This is a genomic window from uncultured Mediterranea sp. (genome assembly GCF_902493215.1).
In the GTDB taxonomy this organism is placed as follows: domain Bacteria; phylum Bacteroidota; class Bacteroidia; order Bacteroidales; family Bacteroidaceae; genus Bacteroides.
The window spans coordinates 26,578-51,439 of record NZ_CABUOL010000021.1 but is presented as its reverse complement, the minus strand read 5'-3'; the positions used below and the strand labels follow the sequence as shown (position 1 = coordinate 51,439).

General features: G+C 54.2%; 15 protein-coding genes and 3 tRNA genes. 10 read left to right on the top strand and 8 right to left on the bottom strand.

Going from position 1 to position 24,862, the window contains the following annotated elements:
• Nucleotides 1-259: 259 nt before the first annotated feature.
• Nucleotides 260-1,129, top strand: coding sequence for a type II CAAX prenyl endopeptidase Rce1 family protein (locus RDO88_RS11410; RefSeq protein ID WP_307759493.1), 870 nt, complete (start codon nt 260-262; stop codon nt 1,127-1,129).
• Here the strand turns inward: RDO88_RS11410 and RDO88_RS11405 are convergent.
• Complete coding sequence (locus tag RDO88_RS11405) at nt 1,126-3,270, bottom strand: helix-hairpin-helix domain-containing protein (RefSeq protein ID WP_307759492.1); 2,145 nt, start codon at nt 3,268-3,270, stop codon at nt 1,126-1,128. The two genes, RDO88_RS11410 and RDO88_RS11405, sit on opposite strands and share 4 nt — an antisense overlap.
• 375 nt (nt 3,271-3,645) lie before the next feature.
• On the opposite strand from RDO88_RS11405, the gene RDO88_RS11400 reads away from it, so the two are divergent.
• Nucleotides 3,646-5,391, top strand: coding sequence for a 5'-nucleotidase C-terminal domain-containing protein (locus RDO88_RS11400; protein ID WP_307759491.1), 1,746 nt, complete (start codon nt 3,646-3,648; stop codon nt 5,389-5,391).
• A complete protein-coding gene (locus RDO88_RS11395) occupies nt 5,381-6,277 on the top strand; it encodes a helix-turn-helix domain-containing protein (protein ID WP_307759490.1) in 897 nt (298 codons plus the stop codon). Before RDO88_RS11400 ends, RDO88_RS11395 begins: the two co-directional genes overlap by 11 nt.
• Here the strand turns inward: RDO88_RS11395 and RDO88_RS11390 are convergent.
• The gene (locus tag RDO88_RS11390) at nt 6,263-6,847 is read right to left on the bottom strand and encodes a cyclic nucleotide-binding domain-containing protein (RefSeq protein ID WP_307759489.1); all 585 of its coding nucleotides are present in this window, start codon (nt 6,845-6,847) and stop codon (nt 6,263-6,265) included. The genes RDO88_RS11395 and RDO88_RS11390 overlap by 15 nt on opposite strands.
• 215 nt (nt 6,848-7,062) lie before the next feature.
• Here RDO88_RS11390 and RDO88_RS11385 point away from each other — a divergent pair.
• The 5 genes from RDO88_RS11385 to RDO88_RS11365 all read left to right on the top strand — a co-directional run bounded on the left by RDO88_RS11385 (nt 7,063) and on the right by RDO88_RS11365 (nt 11,126).
• Nucleotides 7,063-7,149: transfer RNA gene (locus tag RDO88_RS11385), tRNA-Ser, on the top strand.
• 22 nt (nt 7,150-7,171) lie between these two features.
• A tRNA-Glu gene (locus tag RDO88_RS11380) sits at nt 7,172-7,243 on the top strand.
• A gap of 9 nt (nt 7,244-7,252) precedes the next feature.
• Nucleotides 7,253-7,325: transfer RNA gene (locus RDO88_RS11375), tRNA-Lys, on the top strand.
• A 112-nt stretch (nt 7,326-7,437) separates the two neighbouring features.
• Nucleotides 7,438-9,105: a putative transporter gene (locus tag RDO88_RS11370; protein WP_307759488.1), complete on the top strand. Its 1,668-nt coding sequence runs from the start codon at nt 7,438-7,440 to the stop codon at nt 9,103-9,105.
• A gap of 32 nt (nt 9,106-9,137) precedes the next feature.
• Complete coding sequence (locus RDO88_RS11365; RefSeq protein WP_307759487.1) at nt 9,138-11,126, top strand: fructose-bisphosphatase class III; 1,989 nt, start codon at nt 9,138-9,140, stop codon at nt 11,124-11,126.
• Between the two features lie 47 nt (nt 11,127-11,173).
• Here the strand turns inward: RDO88_RS11365 and RDO88_RS11360 are convergent, their stop codons facing one another.
• The 3 genes from RDO88_RS11360 to RDO88_RS11350 all read right to left on the bottom strand — a co-directional run bounded on the left by RDO88_RS11360 (nt 11,174) and on the right by RDO88_RS11350 (nt 15,341).
• On the bottom strand, nt 11,174-12,406 hold the full coding sequence (locus tag RDO88_RS11360; protein WP_307759486.1) for an LA_2272 family surface repeat-containing protein: 1,233 nt from the start codon (nt 12,404-12,406) through the stop codon (nt 11,174-11,176).
• On the bottom strand, nt 12,403-14,061 hold the full coding sequence (locus RDO88_RS11355; protein WP_307759485.1) for an AMP-binding protein: 1,659 nt from the start codon (nt 14,059-14,061) through the stop codon (nt 12,403-12,405). Before RDO88_RS11355 ends, RDO88_RS11360 begins: the two co-directional genes overlap by 4 nt.
• Before the next feature lie 83 nt (nt 14,062-14,144).
• Nucleotides 14,145-15,341 (bottom strand): cation:dicarboxylate symporter family transporter, encoded by a 1,197-nt coding sequence (locus RDO88_RS11350; protein ID WP_307759484.1) that lies wholly within the window; start codon nt 15,339-15,341, stop codon nt 14,145-14,147.
• 158 nt (nt 15,342-15,499) lie between these two features.
• On the opposite strand from RDO88_RS11350, the gene RDO88_RS11345 reads away from it, so the two are divergent.
• Both RDO88_RS11345 and RDO88_RS11340 read left to right on the top strand, forming a co-directional pair.
• On the top strand, nt 15,500-16,195 hold the full coding sequence (locus RDO88_RS11345) for a 6-phosphogluconolactonase (protein ID WP_307759483.1): 696 nt from the start codon (nt 15,500-15,502) through the stop codon (nt 16,193-16,195).
• 183 nt (nt 16,196-16,378) lie between these two features.
• On the top strand, nt 16,379-18,766 hold the full coding sequence (locus RDO88_RS11340; protein WP_374043945.1) for a carboxypeptidase-like regulatory domain-containing protein: 2,388 nt from the start codon (nt 16,379-16,381) through the stop codon (nt 18,764-18,766).
• Nucleotides 18,767-18,789: 23 nt separating this feature from the next.
• On the opposite strand, the gene RDO88_RS11335 is transcribed toward RDO88_RS11340, so the two are convergent.
• The 3 genes from RDO88_RS11335 to RDO88_RS11325 form a co-directional block, all read right to left on the bottom strand.
• The gene (locus tag RDO88_RS11335; protein WP_307759482.1) at nt 18,790-19,578 is read right to left on the bottom strand and encodes a M48 family metalloprotease; all 789 of its coding nucleotides are present in this window, start codon (nt 19,576-19,578) and stop codon (nt 18,790-18,792) included.
• 167 nt (nt 19,579-19,745) lie between these two features.
• Nucleotides 19,746-21,395 (bottom strand): pseudouridine synthase, encoded by a 1,650-nt coding sequence (locus RDO88_RS11330; RefSeq protein WP_307759494.1) that lies wholly within the window; start codon nt 21,393-21,395, stop codon nt 19,746-19,748.
• 363 nt (nt 21,396-21,758) lie between these two features.
• Nucleotides 21,759-24,854 carry a fimbrial protein gene (locus RDO88_RS11325; RefSeq protein WP_307759481.1) on the bottom strand — a complete coding sequence of 1,032 codons (3,096 nt, stop codon included), beginning with the start codon at nt 24,852-24,854 and terminating at the stop codon, nt 21,759-21,761.
• Nucleotides 24,855-24,862: the final 8 nt, after the last annotated feature.

The following is a 24,862-nucleotide window of genomic DNA, read 5'->3' as shown; positions in this document are numbered from 1 at the left end:
CATTTTATTTACTGCCAGAGCCGCTTAGGCTTGGCGAATTTTTAACGAACTATTGTATTTATAGAGTGAAGGTTGGAACTAAAAAGATGGAAGCATAAATTGTATTTTGTCATTTTAGAAAAATAAATAGAACTGACTGCTTGAGATATAGGTGGGGTTGTAAATCGCAAGATTTGTAGAGAATGAATATCTTTTTTCCTTTTATTTGTATTTTTGTGGCTGTGTTCAGCTGATTTTAGACAATAATATATAATAAGGTATGGAAATAGGAAACAAAATGTTATGGAGAAAGACCGGCCGATTGGTGGCGGATATTCTGCTGTTTTATGTGATAGGGACATTTATCCTGATGTTTCTGGGTATATTTCTCTTCTTGGGATATAAGTTGGCGGCAGCAGAGATGCCGGAGGACGGCTTGCTCTCCCATGCGTGTGAGAGTCTGTTTATGCTGGTGGGCTATCTGAGTGCGGCGGTCTTGATATTGCGCTGGCGTAACCTACCCCTATCGCTGCTGGGCTTGTCGCTGAAGGGGCGGGGGAAGGACCTGTTGGCGGGCCTTGGTGTAGCGGTGGTGCTGTATGCCGTCGGGTTCGGCGTGTCGCTCCTGACAGGGGCTGTCGAGGTGGCAGGCATCCAATGGATACCTTGTGACCTGCTGGGATGGTTGCTGCTCTTCCTGCTGGTAGCCGTTTCGGAAGAGGTGATGCTTCGTGGTTTCGTGTTGGGCAGGATGCTTTCGGAAGGTATGAACCGTTTCGTGGCTCTTTTCTTGTCGTCGGCCCTATTTTCGGCCATGCACCTGTTCAATCCCAATTTCGCGCTTCTGCCGTTTGTCAACATTCTGCTGGCAGGCTGTCTGCTGGGTGCCTCTTTCCTGTATACACGTAATTTGTGCTTCCCCATTGTGCTGCACTGGTTCTGGAACTGGCTGCAGGGACCGGTGCTGGGTTATGAGGTCAGCGGGACGGACTGTGGCCAAACATTGCTTACCCTCCGCCTGAAGGGTAGTGATCTGCTGACTGGTGGCAGTTTCGGCTTCGAAGGTTCGCTGCTCTGCACGGTGCTGCTCGTTGTAGGGACATTGGCCATTGTCGGTTATTACGAACGGCGCGGCAGGAAGGAGGTTTAGAGTCCTTCCTGCGATACGCCGCGCAGAGTCAGCTGGATGCGCTTGCGCTCGGTGTCGATGCCCAGTACGCGTACCCTGACGTGTTGGTGGATGGACACCACTTCATTAGGGTCGCTCACGTAGCGGTCGGCCAGCTGGGAGAGGTGTATCAGGCCGTTTTCCTTGATGCCGATGTCCACGAAGGCACCGAAGTTGGTGATGTTGCCCACGATGCCGGGCAGCTCCATGCCCTCGCGCAGGTCGTCCAGCGTACGGACGTTCGGGTCGAATTCGAACACCTTGATAGGGCCGCGCGGGTCTCGTCCGGGCTTGTCCAGTTCCTGAAGGATGTCCTTGAGGGTGGGCATGCCGACGGTGTCCGTCAGGTAATGCTCAGGACGGATGCGCAGGCGCAGCTGCTTGTCGGCTATCAGTTCGCTGACGGTGCAGCCCAGGTCTTGGGCCATCTGCTCCACGATGCCGTAACTTTCAGGATGGACGGCCGTGTTGTCCAGCGGGTTCTTGGCGTCGGGGATGCGCAGGAAGCCGGCGCACTGTTCGAAGGCCTTGGCGCCCATGCGGGGCACCTTCAGCAGGTCGCGGCGCGAAGCGAAAGGACCATGTTCGGCACGGTAGCTGACGATGTTCTGCGCCAGTTGCGGCCCGAGGCCCGATATATAGGTCAGCAGATGGCTGCTCGCCGTGTTCAGGTTGACTCCTACGAGATTCACACAACTTTCCACCGTCTGGTCGAGCGATTTCTTCAGTTTCGTCTGGTCCACGTCGTGCTGGTACTGGCCCACGCCGATGGACTTCGGGTCTATCTTCACCAGCTCGGCCAGCGGGTCCATGAGTCGGCGGGCGATGGAGACAGCGCCGCGGACGGTGACGTCGTAGTCGGGGAACTCCTCGCGGGCCAGCTTGGAGGCCGAGTAGATGGAGGCACCCTGCTCGCTGACGACGAATATCTGCATGTCGCGGTCGAAGCGCAGGTGCTTCAGGAAGTCTTCCGTCTCGCGGCTGGCGGTACCGTTACCGATGGCCATGGCCTCGATGCGGTAGGCCTCCACCATCTTCTGTATCTTCTGTGTCGCTTCCTTGGGTTTGCTGACGGGCGGGTGGGGGTAGATGTTCTCGTTGTGGAGCAGGTTGCCCTGCGCGTCGAGGCATACCACTTTGCAGCCCGTGCGAAAGCCGGGGTCGATGCCCATGACACGCTTCTGTCCCAGCGGGGAGGCCAGGAGCAGCTGGCGCAGGTTGGCGGCAAATACACGGATAGCCTCGTCGTCAGCCCGTTCCTTGCTCAGGGCGGCAAACTCGGTTTCGATGGAGGGCTTCAGCAGACGTTTGTAGGCATCCTGTACGGCGTCGGCCACGTAGCGGCTGCAGGCATTATTGCCCCGCACATACCGGCGTTCGAGGCGCTCCAGGCAGGTATCGTCCTCGTCGGGGGCAATGCTCACTTTCAGTACTCCTTCGGCCTCGGCACGGCGCATGGCCAGCAGGCGGTGGGAGCTGCAACGCTTCAGCGGGTCGGACACGTCGAAGTAGTCGCGGTAGTTGGCCGCTTCGGCTTCCTTGCCTTTCACCACGCGGGCGGTGATGACGGCACGGCGGTCGAAGGTCGTGCGGACGGTCTGCCGCGAACGTTCGTCCTCGCTCACCTGTTCGGCTATGATGTCGCAGGCGCCCTTCAGGGCTTCTTCCACGCTCTTCACGTCGCCCTTGACGTAACTCTTTGCCTGTCGGTCGGGGGCGGGGTCTTTCTGGAGCAGCAGCAGGGTGGCCAGCGGTTCGAGTCCCTTCTGGCGGGCGGCTTCGGCGCGGGTCTTGCGCTTGGGGCGGTAGGGGAGGTAGAGGTCTTCCAGCTCGGTGTTGTCCCAAGTGTCAGCAATGCGTTGCTTCAGCGTATCAGTCAGCTTGCCCTGAGCCTCGATGGTGGTCAGGATGGTTTCCTTACGTCGTTCGGTTTCCTTCAGCTTCTCGTAACGGTCGCGTATGCTTTCTATCTGCACCTCGTCCAGTCCGCCGGTGGCCTCCTTGCGGTAGCGGCTGATGAAGGGGATGGTGGCCCCGTCGTCCAGCAGGGCAAGGGTCTGGCGCACCTGCTTGTCCGTCAGGGCGAGCGGTGCGGCTATCAGGTGGGGAAACAGGTCGTTCATGTCAGTGATGTTTGGATGAATAAATCGGGCCAAAGATAGTGCAAACGGGCTGAACTGCCAAGCGGAAACGGCGTTTTCGGTCGGAAGCCTCTGTCGGAAGGGCTGTTCCTTCTGCCTCGGCATGAGGGTTGGAGTATGTGTTTTTTCCAAGGAAATTCGTATATTTGCCGTCAGGACGTAACCGTTGGTCCGTGCAGAAGGGCGGACAAGTGTAGGCTTTGTCTTGCCTGTCTCCGTGCCTTGTCCATGCTTCCTGCCGAAGTCATGTAGGAATCATCCGGGATGATTCCTACATGAGGCAGCAGGTTGGAGACCTTACTTTGCAGGTCCGTGGTAGCTTTGTCCTGTGAGTATCATTATAAACTGTAACGAACTATGAGAAAAAAGAACATCTTGTTCCTGATGTGCCTGCTGCTGGCCTTCCCAATGTGGGCGCAGGAGCAGCAGGAAGTGAAACTGAAGCTGGTGCAGACGAGCGACGTGCACGGCAATTATTATCCTTACGACTTCATTGTGGACCGCGATGCGGCGGGCAGCCTCTCGCACGTCTGTTCGTACGTGCGGCAGGAGCGCCGGACGTATGGCGACCGGCTGGTGCTGCTGGACAACGGCGACATCCTGCAGGGGCAGCCCACGGCCTATTACTATAATTATATGGACACGACGTCCGTGCATCTGTGTGCCGACATGATGAACTTCATGGGCTACGACGCAGGCAACATGGGCAACCACGACGTGGAGACGGGCCGCACGGTGTTCGACCGCTGGGCGTCGGACTGCCGTTTCCCCATCCTCGGTGCCAACATTGTGGATGTGGCTACCGGGCAGCCACACTTCAAGCCTTACGTCGTGCTGCAGCGTGGCGGGGTGAAGGTGGCCGTGCTGGGCATGATAACTCCTGCCATCCCCGCCTGGTTGTCGGAGAACCTGTGGCGCGGCCTGTGCTTCGACGACATGGAGGAGACGGCCCGCCGCTGGATGCAGGTCATCCGCGAACGGGAAAAACCTGACGTGGTGGTGGGTATCTTTCACTCGGGACGCAATGCCTACGTGATGAACGGCAAGTATAACGAGAACGCCTCGGCCGACGTGGCCCGCCGCGTGCCCGGCTTCGACGTGGTGATGATGGGCCACGACCATGCCCTGGCCTGCGAAAAGGTGGTGAATGTGGAGGGCGACTCCGTGCTCATCATCAATCCCGCCAACAATGCCTCCATAGTGTCTGCCGTGGACGTGACGCTGACGCTGCGCGACGGTCGTGTCACCGGCAAGCACGTCTCCGGCGAACTGGTACGGATGGACGGTTACGAACCCGATGCCGAGTTTACAGCTCACTTTGCTCCCCAGCGTAAGGCGGTGGAGCAGTTCGTGTCCAAGCGGATAGGTCGTTTCACCGAGAGTATTTCCACCCGTCCGGCCTATTTCGGTCCTTCGGCCTTCGTGGACTTCATCCATCAGCTCCAGCTGGCCATCAGTGGGGCCGACATATCATTGGCCGCTCCCTTGTCTTTCGACGCGGAGATACGGGCGGGCGATATCTTCGTGAGTGATATGTTCAACCTTTATAAATATGAGAACATGCTCTACGTCATGAGCCTTTCCGGTAAGGAAATCCGCGGGGCCCTCGAGATGTCGTACGCCTTGTGGACCAACTGCATGACTTCGGCCGACGATCCGCTCCTCCTCCTGCGCGACCGTCCCCGCGAGGGAGCTGCCGACCGTGCCGCCTTCCAGAATCCCAGTTACAACTTCGATTCGGCGGCAGGCATCATCTATACGGTGGATGTGACGAAACCCGAAGGGCAGAAAGTACACATCGTGAGCATGGCCGACGGTACTCCCTTCGATGAGGCAAAGATGTACAAGGTGGCCGTAAATTCCTATCGCGGCAACGGCGGGGGCGAACTGCTGACCCGCGGAGCCGGCATCCCGCAGGACGAACTGGAGAAACGCATCCTCTCGTCTACGGACAAGGACCTGCGTTATTACCTGATGCAGTACATCGAGCAGCAGCAGACCCTTACCCCCCGTTCTCTGAACCAATGGCGCTTTATTCCCGAAGACTGGGCGGGACCGGCCTCCAGACGCGACTACAGAAGGTTGTTCGGAGATGGAAACTAAGATACCTCATATAGACTTGTCGCATATCCAGCACTTGCCGATGATTGACTTCATAGGCAACGACTTTGCCATTTTTGACAATATCAAGGATATACCTTTTTCCCATTATCCTAGTCGTCTGGGTGTGGTTTGCCTGTACGTTTGTCTGAAAGGAGAGGGTACAATGTGGCTCAACCTGCAGGAATATAAGGTGGAAGCGGGGATGATGGGTGTTATTTTGCCGGAACAGATTATTCAGCAAGGAAGATATTCCGATGACTTTTCGGGGCTTTTTATTGTTGTGTCCAAAGATTTTGTAGACGGGATTTTACCCACCATGCAGAAGTTGTTTCCGGTATTTCTGCTGGTGAAAGACCATCCTTGTATTCATATCACTCCGGAAGAAGAGCAATCCTTTTGCCAGTACCATTCTTTCCTGCGGAGCAAGGTGCGCCAGCAGGGACATCCTTTCCGTCGGGAGGTGGCCCAAGGACTTCTTCTCTCTTTGTTCTATGAGATATATGGCATCTACCTGCAGCGCAATCTGGAAGTAAAAGGGCCAGAGAATCTGCAGGAAGAACAGTTCCGCCAGTTCATGCGTCTGGTGACCGAGCATTGCAAGCAGGAACGCAGTGTCTCGTTCTATGCCGGCGAGATGTGTCTTTCGTCCAAACACCTGTCGGCTGTGGTGAAGCGGGTCAGTGGACGTACGGCAGGTGAATGGATAGACAGTCTGGTGGTACTGGAGGCCAAGGTGATGCTCAAATCGTCTGAAGCAAGCATACAGGAGATTGCTGAAGAACTGCATTTTGCCAACCAGTCCTTCTTCGGCAAATACTTCAAGCAACATGCAGGTATGTCGCCCAAGGCATACCGAAAACAGCAGGTCGGTCTACAAGACTCCTGAACGTACCCTGCTCAATGTTTCGGGAGTCATCAGCAGATAGGAAGCTATGTGTGAGAGGGGAGCCCGCTTGATGACTTCCGGCTGTGTCTGCATCAGGTTGTTATAGCGTTCGCGTGCCGTCTCAAATCGCCACGAGTCGGCTTTCACCTGCAAGGTAATGAGTGAATGCTCCAGTACTTTGCGGTAGAACATGTTGACTTCCCATGACACTTCGGCAAGCAGCATCAGTTTGTGATGGTTGAGCAGATAGATGGTTCCGTCTTCAAGAGCTTCCATCATCAGTCGGGTAGGCTCCTGTTTCAGCAGGCTCTCGATACACATGGCGATGCAGCCTTCATAGGAAAAGTGTTCGGTTACGTCTTTCCCATTCTTATAATAGAATTGGCGTATCATACCTTTTCCTACCAGAACAATGTTTTGGCTGATCTGTCCTTCGGCAACGAGGAGTTCTCCTTTGGAGAAATCCTTGCGGACGAGAATATTCTCTATTTGTTTTCTGCCTTCAAGGTTCATACCCGGGTATCGGGAGTTGACAGCCAGGTTGACGGTTTCTTTTAATAAAGTGTCCATATCTTGCTTGTTTTTCTTCACGTTTTTAATTTAGGCCTGCAAAGATAACAAAAAACATGGGTTTTTGGTTTATTCGTCGTTCGCTTTATAGGTTTGAAAGTTAGAAGATTATGATTTTGTATGAAAAAACAATGAAAAAAATATGCCGTAAAGCTTTGCACAGTCCAAAACTTTGTCTACCTTTGCAGCGCATTTGAAAAAATGCTGGTCACTAAGGAAGTTTGGGTGAGTGGCTGAAACCAGCAGTTTGCTAAACTGCCGTACGGGTTACCGTACCGGGGGTTCGAATCCCCCAGCTTCCGCACCGCTTTTTTCAAATATGTCGGTGGATTCGTCTAGCGGCTAGGACACATGCCTCTCACGCATGGAACACGAGTTCGATTCTCGTATCCACTACAATTGAATGCACTCTTAGCTCAGTTGGTAGAGCAACTGACTCTTAATCAGTGGGTCCAGGGTTCGAATCCCTGAGGGTGTACAAAAGTGAAGCAACTGCATCGGTAAACTGCAGTTGCTTTTTTTATGCTTTTATTTTCCCTCTCCAAGGATAGTTCCTATCTTTGCAGAGTAAAACGTAAATGTGATATCTTTTGGACTGGTTATATAGTTTGTTTGTAGAACATTCCGCTTTGCAGGCGGTTGTTGTCCTCTCGCTGATTTCCGCAATCGGCCTCGGACTGGGGAAAGTCCGTTTTTGGGGAATTTCCTTGGGGGTAACTTTTGTTTTCTTTGCCGGTATTCTGGCTGGTCATTTGGGGCTTTCAATTGATCCTCAGATGTTGAATTATGCGGAGAGTTTCGGACTTGTGATATTTGTATATGCTTTGGGGCTTCAGGTTGGTCCGGGTTTTTTCAGTTCTTTCCGTCAGGGAGGAGTCCGGTTGAACATGTTGGCTTTGGGAGTCGTATTGATAGGTACACTGATGGCTGTATTGGGTAGTTTCCTTACTGGCATATCGTTACCTGATATGGTGGGTATTCTGTGTGGAGCCACCACCAATACTCCGGCCTTGGGTGCAGCTCAGCAGACTTTGAAGCAGTTGGGTATGGAAACCAGTACACCGGCTTTGGGTTGTGCGGTAACCTATCCGTTGGGGGTGGTCGGTGTTATTCTGGCCATTCTTGTCCTGCGTAAGTCGATGGTAACTGACAAAGATCTGGAAGTACAGGAAAAGGAAGGTGAGAACAAAACTTATATAGGTGCTTTCCAAGTGCATAATCCGGGTATTTTTAACAAAAGCGTGAAGGAAATAGCCGATCTGAGTTATGCCAAGTTTGTGATTTCCCGCCTCTGGCGCGACGGTAAGGTAACCATTCCGACTTCGGATAAGATTGTGAAAGAAGGTGACCGTCTGCTGGTCATTACTTCGGAAAAGGATGCGGCTGCCATGACGGTGCTCTTCGGCGAACAGGAGCATACGGACTGGAATAAGGAGGATATCGACTGGGATGCCATTGACAGCAAACTGATATCCCAACGAATTGTGGTAACCCGCCCCGAACTGAACGGTAAGAAATTGGGAGCCCTCCATTTGCGTAACCATTATGGAATCAATATCACACGTGTGTATCGTAGCGGTGTACAGTTACTGGCTACGGCCGGGCTCACATTGCAATTGGGCGACCGTCTGACCATTGTCGGTGAAGCTGCGGCGGTGCATAATGTGGAAAAAGTATTGGGTAACGCTATTAAAAGTCTGAAGGAACCCAATCTGGTTGCTGTATTTATCGGCATCATTTTAGGACTTGTTTTGGGATCCATTCCGATATCATTTCCCGGAATCAGTCAGCCCGTAAAGCTTGGACTGGCAGGTGGCCCTATCGTGGTGGGCATTCTGATAGGAACTTTCGGCCCACGGCTGCACATGGTGACTTATACCACCCGTAGTGCCAATCTGATGCTTCGTGCTTTGGGACTGTCTTTGTATCTGGCCTGTTTGGGCCTGGATGCCGGCGCTCATTTCTTTGAGACCGTTTTTCGTCCCGAAGGACTTTTATGGATTGGAGTAGGGTTTGTACTGACGCTGGTCCCCGTTCTGATAATGGGTGTGGTCGCCTTTAAATGGATGAAGGTGGATTTCGGTTCTGTAACCGGAATGCTTTGCGGCAGTATGGCCAATCCGATGGCATTGAATTATGCCAACGATACGATTCCCGGTGACAATCCATCGGTATCATACGCTACCGTGTATCCGCTTTGCATGTTCATTCGGGTGATTATCGCCCAAGTGCTGCTGATGTTCCTGTTGGGATCCTAATATTGAATAGAAACAGATAAAAATATAAAGTCATGGGAAACATTACTTCTGAAAGCATAATCAGTGATTTGCGTTATCTCCAGTTGTTGTCGTGCAGTTTTCCGACCATAGCCGATGCCAGTACTGAAATCATTAATCTGGAAGCTATCCAGAATCTGCCGAAGGGAACAGAACATTTCCTGACCGACCTTCACGGAGAATACGAAGCTTTTCAGCACGTGCTGAAAAATGCTTCGGGTGCTGTAAAACGTAAAGTGAACGAGATATTCGGCCACACGCTCCGTGAAAGTGAAAAGAAAGAGCTTTGTACACTGATTTATTATCCGGAAGAAAAGCTGCAGCTGATCAAGGAGCGGGAGAAGGATCTTGATGACTGGTATCTGATAACGCTGAACCAATTGGTCAAGGTCTGTCAGAATGTGTCGTCCAAATATACGCGTTCGAAAGTGAGGAAAGCTTTGCCGAAAGACTTTTCCTATATCATTCAGGAGTTGCTGCATGAGTCGACGATTGACCCTAACAAGCATGCTTACATCAACGTCATCATCAGTACCATTATTTCGACCAAGCGTGCCGATGACTTTATCATAGCTATGTGTAACCTGATACAGCGGCTTACCATTGATCTGTTGCATATTGTAGGCGATATATACGACCGTGGACCGGGAGCCCATATCATTATGGATACCCTTTGTGACTATCATAACTTTGATATCCAGTGGGGCAATCACGATCTCCTTTGGATGGGGGCGGCATCTGGAAATGATGCTTGTATGGCAAACGTGATCCGTATGTCCATGCGTTATGCCAATTTGGCCACACTGGAAGACGGATACGGCATCAACTTGCTTCCGTTGGCAACTTTTGCCATGGATGTCTATGGAGATGATCCCTGTGAGATTTTTGCGCCGAAACTGAACTTTTCCGATTCCCGTTACAATGAAAAGACATTGCGTCTCATTACCCAGATGCATAAAGCCATTACCATCATACAGTTGAAGCTGGAAGCTGCCATTATTGACCGTCGTCCGGATCTCGGTATGCAGGGGCGCAAATTGTTGCATCTGATAGATTTTGAGCGGGGAGTTTTCCAATATGAGGGGCAGGAATATGCTTTGCTCGATACCAATTTCCCGACAATCGATCCGGCTGATCCCTATCGGTTGACGGATGAAGAGCATGATTTGATGGAGAAGATCCATGCATCTTTCATGAACAGTGAAAAACTGAAGAAGCACATGCGTTGCCTTTTTACTTATGGTGGCATGTATCTGGTGTGCAACAGCAATTTGCTTTACCATGCCTCGGTGCCTCTGAATGCGGATGGCAGTTTCAAGCATGTAGCCATAAACGGAAAAGAATATTGGGGCCAAAAGCTGCTGAAAAAGGTCGACCAGTTGGTACGCACCGCTTATTTCGGTGAAGAGGGGTCGGAAGAAAAGAGTTTTGCCCTTGATTATATGTGGTATTTATGGTGCGGACCGGATGCTCCTTCGTTTGACAAGGACAAGATGGCCACGTTTGAACGCTATTTTGTAGAGGACAAATCATTGCATAAAGAGACGAAGGGCTACTATTACACGTTGCGGAACGAAGTGGAAGTATGCAATAACATTCTTCGTGAGTTTGGTGTAGATCCCGAAGCCCATGCCCATATTATCAACGGACATGTACCGGTTAAGACGATCAAAGGGGAGCAACCCATCAAGGCCGAAGGAAAAATGCTTGTGATTGACGGAGGATTCTCCAAAGCCTATCAGCCGGAAACGGGTATAGCCGGATATACGCTGGTTTATCATTCGCATGGCTTGCAGCTGGTGCAGCACGAGCCTTTCCAAAGCCGGCAGAAAGCAATCGAAGAGGGGCAGGATATCAAGTCGACCACATTCCTGGTGGAATTCAATTCGCAGCGTATGATGGTGAAGGATACAGACAAGGGACGTGAACTGCGTACTCAGATAGAAGATTTAAAGAAACTTCTTGTGGCCTATCGTACCGGTCTGATAAAAGAGCATGTATGATTGGGTAGTCAAATGAGGAATGAATCATTGAATCCGGAGGGCGGCATTCAGTACTTGAACAGTACAATGCCGCCCTCAATGATGATTCCTTTGTCATAGGTGGCATTACGGTCGTAATGGCGGTCCCATCCATAGCCCCCGCTGACAAACAGGCCGGCACTTCCGGTCAGTCTGTATTCCAGATTGATGCGGGTTTGGAGGGAATACAGGCGGGCAGGATAGCCTGCGTCGTTTTTGCGGAATGTTTCGATATGCCTATAACCCAAGTCTCCGCTGACAAACAGACGTTTGCAGAGGGGAAGTTCAGCTCCTGCCCGGTAGAATACCGCGCCGGAAAACTTTTCGTTGAAGTCAAAATAGGGAGCACCGATGCCCAAAATGGTATAGAGCCTGTTGTTCTTGAAACGGGCACCCAAATTCAATTTAGTCGTATTGCCTCCTGATACCAAAAGCTGTATGCGGGTATGCGGATTGGCATTGACCAGACCAAGTTGCAGCCCGTCGAATTTTTCCTTGTAATAGTTGAACAGCCCGATTTGCACTCCTTTGGCACGGGAAGCCATATTGAGCAGACCGATTTGTATGCCTCTAAGTTCTCGTCCCGTTACGTTTCCTATTCCCGATAACTGGACTCCTCGCATATCTTCACCGGTGATGTTGAGCAGTCCGCCGACCTGTACTCCCGTTGAGGAGCCTCCGGCCACATTCATCAGTCCTGATGAGGCCAGTCCGCGATAGTTGTTCCCCGAAATGTTGGCTAAACCGGTCAGCAGCAGTCCTGAGCCATTGTCTCCTGTAAAATTCATCAAGCCGGCGATGGTGATTCCCCGGTTACTGTTTCCTGTAATGTTAGCTAGACCGGAGACCAGCATTCCTTTTCCTTCGTTGCCACTAATACCTACCAGTCCGGCAACAGAAAGTCCATAGTATCCATATCTGTTGATGTTGGTGATGCCTGCCAGTTGTAGACCTTGCATGCGATATCCTGCATTGTTGGACAGTCCTGCCAGTTGGATACCTTTTACATCCCGGCGCGTATTGCTTCCCAAGATGTTGATTCCCAATCCCGTCAGGTTGTTCTGGGAAGAAAAGATACCCAGGTTGAAGGCTGAAGAACCTATGCTGTCGTCAGCCTGTGTAGAGATACCTTTCCACAATGACAGATTGATTCCAATGGGTTTCAGTGGGCTGGAAACCGTCCGGCGGGTAGGGGACTGGGCAAAAAGAGTCCCTGCCGTGAGCAGGGACATCAGAAGTATTATAGAATTTTGTTTTCTCATCCTTTGGCTTCTTGATACAGGAAACGTTTGATGGACTTCTTGGGAGTCTTTTCAAACTCTTCCGGATAGATTTTCATTTTATACAGCTGGCTGTATGCCGGAAGTTCGGCATTCAGGGCTACCCGGTTCTCTTCCATAACCCGTTCGATGTCTTCGTTGGTCAGGCCATGAGCGAAAGCGTCGTCAAAGTCAGGGTAAACCAAGCCTACCAGGCGTTCATTCTGCTGCACGATGATGCTTTCGGCCACATAAGGCATGTTGTTCAGCTTGTCCTCGATTTCTTCCGGATAAATGTTCTGTCCGCTGGGGCCAAGAAGCATATTCTTGCTGCGTCCCTTGATGGTAATGTTTCCTTCACGATCCATCAGAGCCAGGTCGCCCGTATGCAGCCAGCCATCCGGTTCCAGTACCTCTTGGGTCGCTTCCTCGTTCTTGTAGTAGCCGAGCATCACGTTGGGACCGCGGCAGATGATTTCGCCGGGGATATTTTCCGGATCGGGTGAGGCTATCTTGACTTCCATACGTGGGGCGGCTTTTCCGCACGATCCCGGCTTGAACCGTTTCCAGTCTTCATAGCAGATGATGGGGCCACATTCGGTCATTCCGTAGCCTACGGTATAAGGGAAATCAATCATTTTGAGGAACTGCTCCACGTCGTGATTGAAGGCTGCTCCACCGATAATGACCTCTTCGAAGTTTCCGCCGAATGCCTGTACCACCTGTTCGCGCACGGTAGCCTTGATCTTGTCGTTGACAAAAGGTACTTTCAGCAACAACTTCATGGTCGGTGTCTCCAGCTTGGGCAACACGTTCTTTTTGATAATCTTCTCGATGATGAGCGGCACGGCAACGACAATGCGGGGCTTCACTTCAGCAAATGCCTGGAAAATGATTTTCGGACTCGGCATGCGGGTCAGGTAATAGATATGGCAACCCACAGCGATTTCATACAGGAATTCAAAGGCCAGTCCGTACATGTGGGCCATAGGAAGCATGGACACTACCTTGTCGCCACATTTTAGCGGAAGTACCTGGAAGGCGAAGGTAGTATTCGACCAAAGGCTGCGGTAGGGCAGCATTACGCCTTTGGAGTAACTGGTGGTTCCCGAAGTATAATTGATGACGGCCAGTTCTTCCGGTTGGTCCTTGTGATAGGATACGTGTTCCTTGCGGAAGTTCTTGGGGTATTTCTTGCCGAAGAGTTCATTGAGATGTTCGCGGGCATAATCCACTTTTTCACTTCGGGAAACAAGAATCGAAAAGTCTGTCATCATGAAGATGCCTTCCAGCAGCGGCATGGCATTTTCATTCAGATTTTCCCATGCCATATCGCCTACAAAAAGCAGTTTGGCTTCGGAGTGGTTCACTATGTTGTGTATGTTGTCTGCCTTGAATTCGTGCAGGATGGGGACAATGACTGCTCCGTAGGTCAGCGTAGCTAGGAAGGTGACTCCCCAATGCGAACTATTACGGCCGCAGACGGCTATCTTGTCACCTTTCTTAATGCCGCTTGCTTCAAAGATGATGTGCAGCTTCTCTATTTTTCGTGCAACGTCTTTGTATTGTAGGGTTGCTCCCTTGTAGTCGGTCAGGGCGTCCAGGTCCCAGTTCTCTTTGATACTCTTCTCAATGTATGCGATAAAACTTTGTTCCATAATTATTGCACATTTTTGTTAGATTTGTGCAAATATAGCTCTTTCTCTATATAACACAAACGAATTAGTATAAATTTTGTTGTTCAGGCAACAAGTTCCTGTTTGTTTCTCCTTGCTTGCCGTTTTGTATAAATCTTGTCGATGACCAGTGCGATGGCTCCGTCGCCTGTAACGTTGCAGGCTGTTCCGAAACTGTCCATGGCGATGTATAGGGCTATCATCAGTGCCTGTTCCGATTCGCCGAAACCCAGAATGGACTGGAGGATTCCGAGCGAGGCCATGATGGCTCCTCCGGGGACGCCCGGTGCTGCAACCATCGTGATGCCCAGCATGAAGATGAAGCCGGCGAACAGCTGGAAGTCATAGTGTATGCCTTGCATCATCATCAGTGCCAGGGCACAGGCCACAATCTTCAGTGTGCTCCCCGACAGGTGGATGGTAGCACAGAGCGGGATGACAAATCCTGCTATTCCAGGCGATACACCGTTCTTGACGGTCTGTGCCAGAGTGACGGGGATGGTAGCGGCCGACGACTGCGTACCCAGTGCCGTGAAATAGGCAGGCATCATCCGTCCCAGCAGCCTGAGGGGATTGCGGCGGACGAACAATGCGGCAATACTATATTGGAAGACCAGCAGGAAGATGTGCAGCAGGAAGATGATACCGATAATTTTGATGAACACACTGAGAATGCCGAATACCTGTCCCGAGCGGGTCATGTTCAGGAAGATGCCGAAGATATAGACAGGCAGCAGCGGCAGAATGACGGTACTGATGGTTTTCACGACAATCTCCTGGAAGTCCAGTGCCACGTTTTTCAGGGCATCAGTCTTCAGGTGGGCCAGGCCCAGCCCCAGAGTGAAGGCCAGCACAAGCGCCGTCATGACATTCATCAGCGGAGGAATGGCTACGTTGAAGTAGGGTAGGATACCCTGTGCTTCGCTCACCTGTTCCAGTGGCACGTCCTGCCGGATGAGCGACGGAAAGAAGGTTGTACCGGTGAAATAGGACAGGAAGCCGGCGAACAGCGTGGCACCGTAAGCTATCAGTACGGTGGCCAGCAACATCTTACCCGCTCCTTTGCCGATGTTGGCAATGGCAACGGTCACCAGCCCGACGATAATGAGTGGAATGGAGAAATTCAGAAACTCACTGAAGATGCCGTTGAACGTGACAAATGCCCTGATCAGCGTCATGGGCAGCACGTTTCCGAAAGCGATGCCCGCCGCGATGGCTATCACGATGCGGGGCAGGAGGCCGATATGTATCTTTTTCTTCATCCGTCTGTAGTTTTGGCGAAGTGAACAATAGGGTTGTCTGATGCAAAAATAACTATTTTCAAATCAAACAATGAACAATCTTGTCCGGCATTTTGTTCTATAAACGTCATTATTTTCGACAGAGTGGCATCAGGATGCCACTCCTTGCAGACCTAATTATGAAAACAGTAACCAGGAAAACAGTCGCCGATACTTACCATGCGCTGATAAGGCACCTTGTCGGCATGATGGATGCCCGGCCGGAGAAAGTCTTTCATTTCGCTTTTTCCGGAGGTGAGTCCTTATGGCCCTTATTCGACATCTGGGCCAACGACTATCGTTCGGTTACTCCCTGGAACCGGATGCGCATTTATTGGGCAGACGAACGTTATGTCCCTGCCGAACATTCGGACAGTCATTACGGAGCCTTGAAACGTCTGTTGCTCAGCAAGACCGATATTCCTTCGGCCTGTGTATATCCTGTCATTTACGGGCAGCGGTGGGGAGCCGGGCGCGAAGCCGAACGCTATGCCGTCATGACCGCTGCTGTCGTGCCGTCGGTTCAGGGCAGACCTGTATTCGATGCCGTGCTTCTGGGAATAGAGGCCGATGGCCGGGCTGCATCCATCTATCCCGGTCAGGAACATCTGCTTGCCTCTCCGAAAGCGTATGTTTCGTGTACCAATCCTTATACAGGGCAGCCTTGTGTTACCATGACGGGTACGACATTGCTGGCAGCTTCACAGCTGGTGTTGCTGGCCGCAGGCGAGGGTTGCAGAAAGGTGGTAGACGACATTCTGCATTCGGGCGACACTTCTCCAATGGCCTATATCGCCCATCATGCGGCCGATGTCGTACTGTTTATGGAGGGCTGAACTGCTCGATTCGAAAACTTTCTTCCCGTCTTTTGTACTTCCCCCGGATTGAACTATCTTTTCAGAACATAGGCGGCACCTCGGAAATACAAAAGATGAAAACTGCGTTTCCTCTTTTGTGCTTCGCTCGGTTTGCACTATCTTTGCACAACCGATGTGTAACACTTATTCAATCTGAACGATATGTCATTCCGTCTGTTCTTTTGCATCCTGTTGTGGATATCCTTGCTGCCTTTGCAGCTGATGGCCCAGGGCTTCACCGTCCGGGGCAGGGTAGTGGACAAACTTTCGCGTCAGCCCGTGCCCTACGCCAACGTGTCGCTCTACGGCAATCCCGGTCAGGGTGCGTCGACCGACAGCCTGGGGCAGTTCCGCATCGAGCACGTGGCGCCGGGCATTCATCAGCTATCCGTGTCGTGCATTGGCTACAAGAACCTGCTTTCGCCCGAATACATCGTCTCCGCCAAGCTACCGCCCGTCGAACTGGAGCTGGAGGAAGACGCCTCCCAACTGGCCGAAGTCACCGTAAAGGCCGCTGCGCCCTTCCGTCGCCTCAAGGACAGTCCCGTCAGCCTGCAGATTATAGGCCTGAGCGAGATTGAGAAAAGCCCCGGCGGCAACCGCGACATCTCGCGCATCGTCCGTTCCTATCCGGGCGTGTCATTCTCGCCCATCGGCTACCGCAACGACCTCATCGTGCGCGGCGGCTCGCCCTCGGAGAACCGTTTCTACATGGACGGCATCGAGATTCCCAACATCAACCACTTCGCCACGCAGGGCGCATCGGGCGGTCCCGTCAGCATTCTCAATGCCGACCTCATCCGCGAGGTGCAGTTCTACACCGGTGCCTTTCCGGCCGACAAGGGTGGAGCGCTGAGTTCCGTGATGGACATTCGCCTGCGCGACGGCAACCCCGACGACCAGACCTTCAAGGCCACGCTGGGCGCCTCGGAAGTGTCGCTCAGCGGCGCGGGCCATTTCGGCGAGCGCACCACCTACCTCTTCTCCGTCCGACAGTCCTACCTGCAACTGCTCTTCAAGATGCTGGGCTTGCCCTTCCTGCCCAACTACATCGACGGGCAGTTCAAGATCAAGACGCGTCTTACGGCCACGGACGAACTCATTTTCCTGGGCCTGACGGGCATCGACAACATGAAGCTGAACACCGACGAGGAAGGCGAGGACGCCGAGTACATGCTGAGCTACCTGCCCCGCATCAAGCAGCAAACCTTCACCCTGGGCGCGGCCTACAAGCACTATGCCGGCCGCCACGTGCAGACTGTCTCCCTGGGCTACAACTACCTGGCCAACCAGAACCTGAAATATACGAACAACGACGACTCCTCGCCCGACAACCTGACCCTCGACCTGAGCTCGCACGAGCAGAAGGCCACCCTCCGCGCCGAGAACCGCACGCACGGCGAGCGCTGGACCTTGATCGAGGGTGTGGAAACCTGGTATGCCCGCTACGACGACCGCACCTTCCAGCGCATCTTTGCCGGCGGCGCGCAGCAGGCCTGGCAGCAGCAGACCGACCTGGGCATCGTGGGGTGGGGCGCCTTTGCTTCCGCCCGCTATCGCACGCCCGACGAACGTTGGACAGCCACGCTCGGCCTGCGCCTCGACGGCTGCGACTATTCCCGCTCCATGATGCGCTTCTGGCAGAACCTGTCGCCCAACCTCTCCGTGTCGTGGCGCGTGCGTCCCGCCGTGGCCATCAACGCCGCCGTGGGCCTCTACCACCAGCTGCCGGCCTACACGGGCCTGGGCTATAAGGACGCCACGGGCGAGTTGGTCAACAAGTCGTTGAAGTACATGCGCGTGGCCAACGCCAACCTGGGCACCGAGTGGAACGTCACCCCCCGTGTGGTCCTCGCCCTCGAAGGCTTCTACAAATATTACACCCGCGTGCCCCTCTCCGTGGCCGACGGCATCCCCCTCTCCTGTAAGGGCAACGACTACGGCACGGTGGGCAACGAGCTGCTCCTTCCCACAGCCAGCGGCCGCGCTTACGGTGTCGAGGCCTCCATGCGCTGGCAGATACCCGGCAAGTTTACCTCCGTGACCTCCGTCACCTGCTTCCGCAGTGAGTACCGCAACGACGACCGTTCACCCTACATCGCCTCCGCCTGGGACAACCGCTTCATCGCCAACGTGAGCGGCACCTACGACTTCCCCCGCAACTGGAGCGTCGGTGCTAAGCTGAGTGCCATCGGCGGCAGCCCCTACACGCCCTACGATGAAGACAAGTCGTCGCTCGTCGAGGCCTGGGACGTGCAGGGGCGGCCCTACTACGATTACTCGCGCTACAACACCTGCCGCCTCGACGCCTTCGCCCAGCTCGACGTCCGCGTGGACAAGAACTACTACTTCCGCGGCTGGCGCCTGGGCATCTACCTTGACCTGCAGAACGTCACAAAGAGCGTCCTCCGCCAGCAGGACGTGCTGATGAGCACCGGCGTCGTCGAAAACCCCGAAGCTCCTGCCTCCGAGCAGCGTTACGTCATGAAACGCCTGAAGCAGGAGAGCGGCACCCTGCTGCCCACCATCGGCCTGACGGTGGAATTCTGATGCCGTCTCATTTCTCTATTATTTCAGTATTTCGCCTTGATCTCCGGCAGCGCCTTCCGGATGTCGCTGATGCGGCGGGCGTCGCTGGGGTGCGTGCTGAGCAGTTCGGGGACGGAGCCGCTGCCCGAGGCCGACATCTTCTGCCAGAAGCCGACGGCCACGTCGGGGTTGTAGCCCGCCATGCGCATCAGCACCAGGCCCATGTAGTCGGCCTCCGTCTCGTGCTTGCGCGAGAAGGGCAGCATGACGCCCACCTGTGCGCCCAGTCCGTAGATGGTGGAGGCAGCCGTCTGGATGGCGGCGCTCTTCTCGGCGAGGGAGTAGTTGAGCAGCTGGGCGCCCGTCTGTGCCAGCATCTGCTGGCTGAGGCGCTCGTTGCTGTGCTTGGCCACGGCGTGCGCCACTTCGTGACCAACGACCACGGCCAGTTCGTCGTCCGAGGTGACGAGCTTCATCAGCCCCTCATAGACCACAATCTTGCCGCCGGGCATGCAGAAGGCGTTCACCTGTTTGTCCGCCACGAGGTTGAACTCCCACTGGAAGTTCTTCACTTCTGCGGCCAGTCCGTTCTGGCGGAGGTAGGCCTCGGTGGCCTGGGCTATCTTCTGGCCGACGCGCTTCACCATGGCCGCCTGCTTGGCCGACGAGGAACGCGGGGCGGTCTTCATGTAGTCGTTGTACTGCGTCAGGCTGGAGGTGAGGACTTCCTGGTCGGAGACGAGTAGCAGCTGGCGGCGTCCCGTCAGGGGGACGGAACCGCATCCCGTCCAAAGGAGGGCGGTGAGGGCGAGGGGGAGAAGGGAATTTTTCATATATTATCGTTTAAAGGGTTATGCCTGGACAAAGATACGGAGATTTTTGGATTTCTGTCTCTTTCACCACAGATTACGCGGATTGACACAGATTATGATCTGTGTAATCTGTGTAATCCGTGGTGTTCGGTCATTCCGCACTGGATGCGGAATCCATGTCCCGAGGGTTATCTGCCGTGTGTGTCATCTGTGTGCCAGTCGCTTTCCACGTACACCTCTTGCCCCGTGACGGGATGGACGAAGCGCAGCGAGCGGGCATGCAGGTAAAGGCGGTCGGCGGGCTTGCCGTAGAGCGGGTCGCCCACGATAGGGCAGCCGAGGCCCTCGGCATGGGCGGCGTGGACGCGGAGCTGGTGCGTACGCCCCGTCAGCGGACGGAAACGGATGAGCGTGCGGCCCTCGCGGCGTTCCAGCACTTCGTAGAGGGTCTGCGCCGGCTTGGCGTGGGGCGCGCGAACCTCCTGGCAGGGACGGTGGTGCGGGCTGGGTCCTAGGGGCAGGTCGATGAGGCCGCTGTCCGCCGCGACGGTGCCTTCGAGCAGGGCGATGTACTCCTTCTCCACGGCACGCGTCTCGAAGAGGGCTTGCAGGCGGCGGTGCACGTCGGCACTCTTGGCGATGAGCATCAGGCCGGAGGTGTCCATGTCCAGGCGGTGCACCACCAGCGGGCCTTCGGCCTGGGGCAGGCGGCTGCGCATCAGGCTGAGCACCGAGGGGGCGTCGGTCTCCCTGCCCGGCACGGAGAGCAGGCCGGCGGGTTTGTCCACGATGAGCAGCCACTCGTCCTCATAGACTGTGCGCAGGCGGTGGGCAGGGGCGTCTGCCATCTTCTGTTGCAGTGGGTTGTCGTCCACGTCGAGGCCCTGGAGCATGTGCTTCAGGATGGGGCCGCACTTGCCCGTACAGGCGGGGTAGAAGTGTCCGTGCTCGCGTATTTCGTTCGCTGGTGAGCGGCCCCACCAGAACTCGGCCATGCAGAGGGGCTTCCACTTGTGCAGATAGGCCTGCTGGAGTAGCTTGGGCGCGGCACATTCGCCTGCACCGGCGGGCGGGGTGCCCTGGCGGGTGGGGGCGAAGATGGTGCAGAGATCCTTGGCCTCGCCGCGGGCGTTGAGCATCTTGAAGTGCCAGAAGAGGCGCATCTGCAGGGCGGCGGAACGGCGGTGGCGTTCGGCCTTCAGTTCGCGGATGGGCTCCTGCAGGTTGTCGAAGAGGGTCTGCAAGGCAGCCTTGCGGGCCTGCCAGGCGCGTTCGGCGCGCTTGTATTCAGCCTTCTGGTGCTGGCTTTCGCGCGTCAGGGCGGCTTCCTCGTCGGGCGTCAGCGTGGCCGATTGGCGCAGGCGGTGGCGTGCGTCGCGGGCCTCCTTCATCAGACGCCGCATCCCGGCCAGGTTTTCGTCGGCCTGGCGCTGGACCTCCTCCACCTCTTCCTTCAGCAGACGCATGTTCTCGTCGGCCTCCAGCGCGGCGATGCGGCGGTTCAGGGCGGAGATTTGCTCTTCCTCCTGCTTGAAGAAGCCGTCGGGCTGCAGCAGGTCGTAGACGGGCGGCACAAAGAAAGGCAGGCGGTTCTGCCCCGCCAGGATGCCCGAGAAGGCGGCCAGGTAGCCCAGCTGCCCCTCGCGGGTGCGTACCACCAACACGCCGAACATCTTGCCGCGTTCCAGCTCGTCGTGCCACTGCGTCTGCGCCGCCAGGTACTGCTGCACCTCGTGCGCGGCCAGCAGGCAGAGCGGGTGGGGCATGTAGGCAAAGGGATAGGTGAACCGCCGGGGCGGCTCGATGCCCTCGGTAGGCGAGGCGAACGGGTGGAGCATCTCCGCCCCGGCGCCGGTGGTGCGTGCGGCGGCCTTTTTCAGCCCTGCTGCGTGTTTCTTCTTCTTTTCCCATGCCGCCTTGCGGGCCTCGTAGGCGTCGCGCTGGCGTTCCAGATAGTTGTCGGCCATAGAATTGAGAATGGATAATTGATAATTGATAATGGAAAATTTGAACTTAAACCCCGCAAATATAGCAAAAGCTATTCGTATGAACAATTGGGGGCCTGTAAAAAACAAGCCATACGACCCGTGGCCGCATGGCTTGACAAACAAAACAAACAAATGCCTGTTGCAATAACAAGCACCTTGCCTCCCTGCTTCGCCAAGCTGGGGAGGCGGACCCGCCTCACGGCGGGGATATTATTATTCCTTTACATCCTGTACGGGACGAACATAACCTTCATCACCAATAGTGTTCTGTAAGAAAAAAACGCCTGATTCTGAGTTCCAAATAAATCCTTCACGACTATTATTGTATGGTGCATTCCCATTCAATGAGAAAGATGTTTGGCAGACATAGTTAGGCTTTATACTGGCTGTTTGCCTTCCGCTTTTATCTGTAAAAGTTTTCCAAGCTTCCGCTGGCATTCGGGTCGTCATAATAAGTAGCTCGCGCTGATTCGGTATACGATATCCAGCCGGATCTGCTCTAAATGTCTGATAATAATTCCATGGCCAATCATTCCATTCATCTTTAGTCAAATTATTCCATTGATCTACGTGAGGCTCCTGACCATCTCCACCATAAACATTTGGATGTACCCTGAATTTGGCATACGGCAGATTGTTTGCTGAGCGCTCGTTGTGTACGGGTAAGGGATTTACCTCGTAGTTGGTACGACGTGACTTTACATTCAGGTTGGTGGCATCTATCAGGTAGTAGCCTCCCTCTTCCGAGGTTACATCTATCAAATCTTCTGGCTCATCGTCAGGTTCGCTGAGCTTCAGCCCAAGATTACGGGCACACCGGTAGGAGAAATATGTATTTTGAACAGGTTTCTCACCGGGATCCCACCATGGCCCTTCTGTCGTTTCATCTTTAATAGACCCTGCCGAACCTCCTCGCGAAGCACCCTCCTCTGACCAAAGAATCCAAGCGTCACTTGTGCCATTAGCTGAGGAGGAGATGTAGTGCCAGCGCACCTGTGTCTTTCCTTCTTCGTCAACGCGGTCTGCCGGATTGCTGGGGTATAGGCGTGACTTTTCGTCCAGCGCATATTCTCCGATGTAGATGTCCGTCAGCTGGTCGATGGCGGCCAGGTACCAGCGGATTTCGTTGGATTGGATAATGTTGTCGCCGTTCAGGTCGCGGTTACGCATCAGGCAGGCGTGTACGGGGTCCTGATAGGTGCTGTTCAAGTCATAGTGCTTATCAGTGTTCAGCACGTCCGTCCAATGTACCACGTTGTTGTGGTTGGAACCGAGAATAATGTCCAGCGTATTCATTCGCCCATTGCTGGTAGAGCTGCCGTACTGGCGGCTGCCTTTCTGCATGCGTCCTGTTTCCATCACGGATTCTAGCCCCCAGGCGGTTTGCAATCCAGGCTTGTCCACATTGAAGATGGTGCTGATGGGGCGTTGCTTGAAGGTGAAGGTGGAGTTCACGACGCTGGAGTTACCGTCTGCACTGATTTGTGAGCCTCGGGCGATGATGTGTAACTGGCGGTCTTCTTTGTCGGTGGTGAGTTTCCACAACGAGCGGTTCTCCGCTCCCGGCTGGTTGGTCAGTGGGTGGTTGAAGTAGAGGTGCTCGTCGACGAAGACAGTGATGGCCACTTTCGCCTCTCCGTCAGTATCTTTGTAGAAGATTTTTGAATTCGGGTCATTGTATTCTCTTTGCAGACGGCGAATCAGCTGGTTCACGTCGAGCAGGCGGGCATTAGGATAATTTCTGCCACCTGTTGTATAATAAGGAGATGACTCGTTATTGGCTGCGCCAGTCATCGGGAACGGGTCGTTGTAGTTTTGGTCGCCCGGGTATTTCACGAAGTGTTCATTGTCCACGCCATAGTCGGCATTGATGGCAAACTTTATCCAGCGGTAGTCGCGCATATCCTGTTCGATGTTTTTGTCATCGTCCGTGGCATCGTGTATGCCGCGGCTGAAGGGGGTATTTACGCTCCACTTCATGTCCGTACCAATGGCACTCCTGTTCAGCTTGATGAGGCGGCGGTCGTAGTGGGAGTCGAACTCGAAGATGTCGGTGGTGCTGTACACCACGTCGCCCTCGTAGCCGGGACGCTTGTCCTCCCCATTCTCACTGGTTACCTCCACGATGATGTCGTTAACGCCCTGCACCTTTACATTATACGTATAGAAACCGTTGCGCTCGGTGTTGTAGTCGTTGGGGTCGGCGGGTACGGGCTGTCCGTTACGATTGGACACGTAGCCCAGGTGCACGATGAAGCGCACGTCGGCGTTAACCAGCATGTTCTCTCCGTCCACGTAGGAGATTGTTCCTGTCATTTCCACGAAGGTGGAGTTGGCGTTGGCGTTTGTGAAGATACGGTCGCCGTTGTCGTCCAGTCCTTCCTTGGTGTCCCACGCGTCACGCTGTGCATAGTCGAAAACGGATTGGAGTGGTGACTTCTTGTTTTCAGGCATGTAGAACACGAAGCTGCCGCCGGTGTAGAGGTTGGCGTTGTTCGGGTCAGTGGTCATCGTCTCGAAGGGTACGGCGGGTGTGTTGAAGTAGGTGGCATCGTCTCCGTCGTAGTCGCCAGACTTTGCTTCGAGCAGATAGCTCTGCTGCGGCACACGCTTCACTTCCCAGGTGCGGGGGGTAAAGGAGAAGTCTTTCCATGCCGGATTACTAGGGTTTGTTGTCACCATAAACTTCACCTTGGCATCGGTGCGCTCGAACTGCAGGGTCGACTCCATGGTCACGGTTCCGCTTTCCGAACCGGGGATGGTGACAACGGTGTTACCCTCTTTGTCCTTGGCGTAGCCAGTCATCATGAACAGACCGCCTCGGCTGACGGAGGCATCGCTCATGCGCATGACATAGGCTTTCAAGGCTTTTAGGTCGGCTATCTTGTCCAACTCGTCTTTTGTCACAGGGAAAGCCGTACCGGAGGTCCCGGTCCATAGGTTGGCGATACCCACAATGGTAGCGTCGTTCATCGACTTGGTGTCGAAAATAATCTTTCCCGAAGAGTGGTTAGGGTCTCCATTCTCAAAGGTAAAGCTCTCACCTTCCGTGAAGAAATTCCGGTAAACGATGGCGCCGCCTCCGTCGAACACGAAGACGTAGGCGTTTTCTATGCGGTTCTCGTATTCTTCGCTCTGCTCTGCTCGGGTCATCACTTCGCCGGCTTCGGCGCGGAATTTCAGCTGCACACGGACGGGGATACCTTCTTCCACCCGGCTGTGGTTGTCCATAAACGTGTCGTCGGTGCACGATGCTCCCAGAAGCGCCAGCACCGCTATCATGCTATACAGTAACTTGCTTGCTTTCATATCTGTTT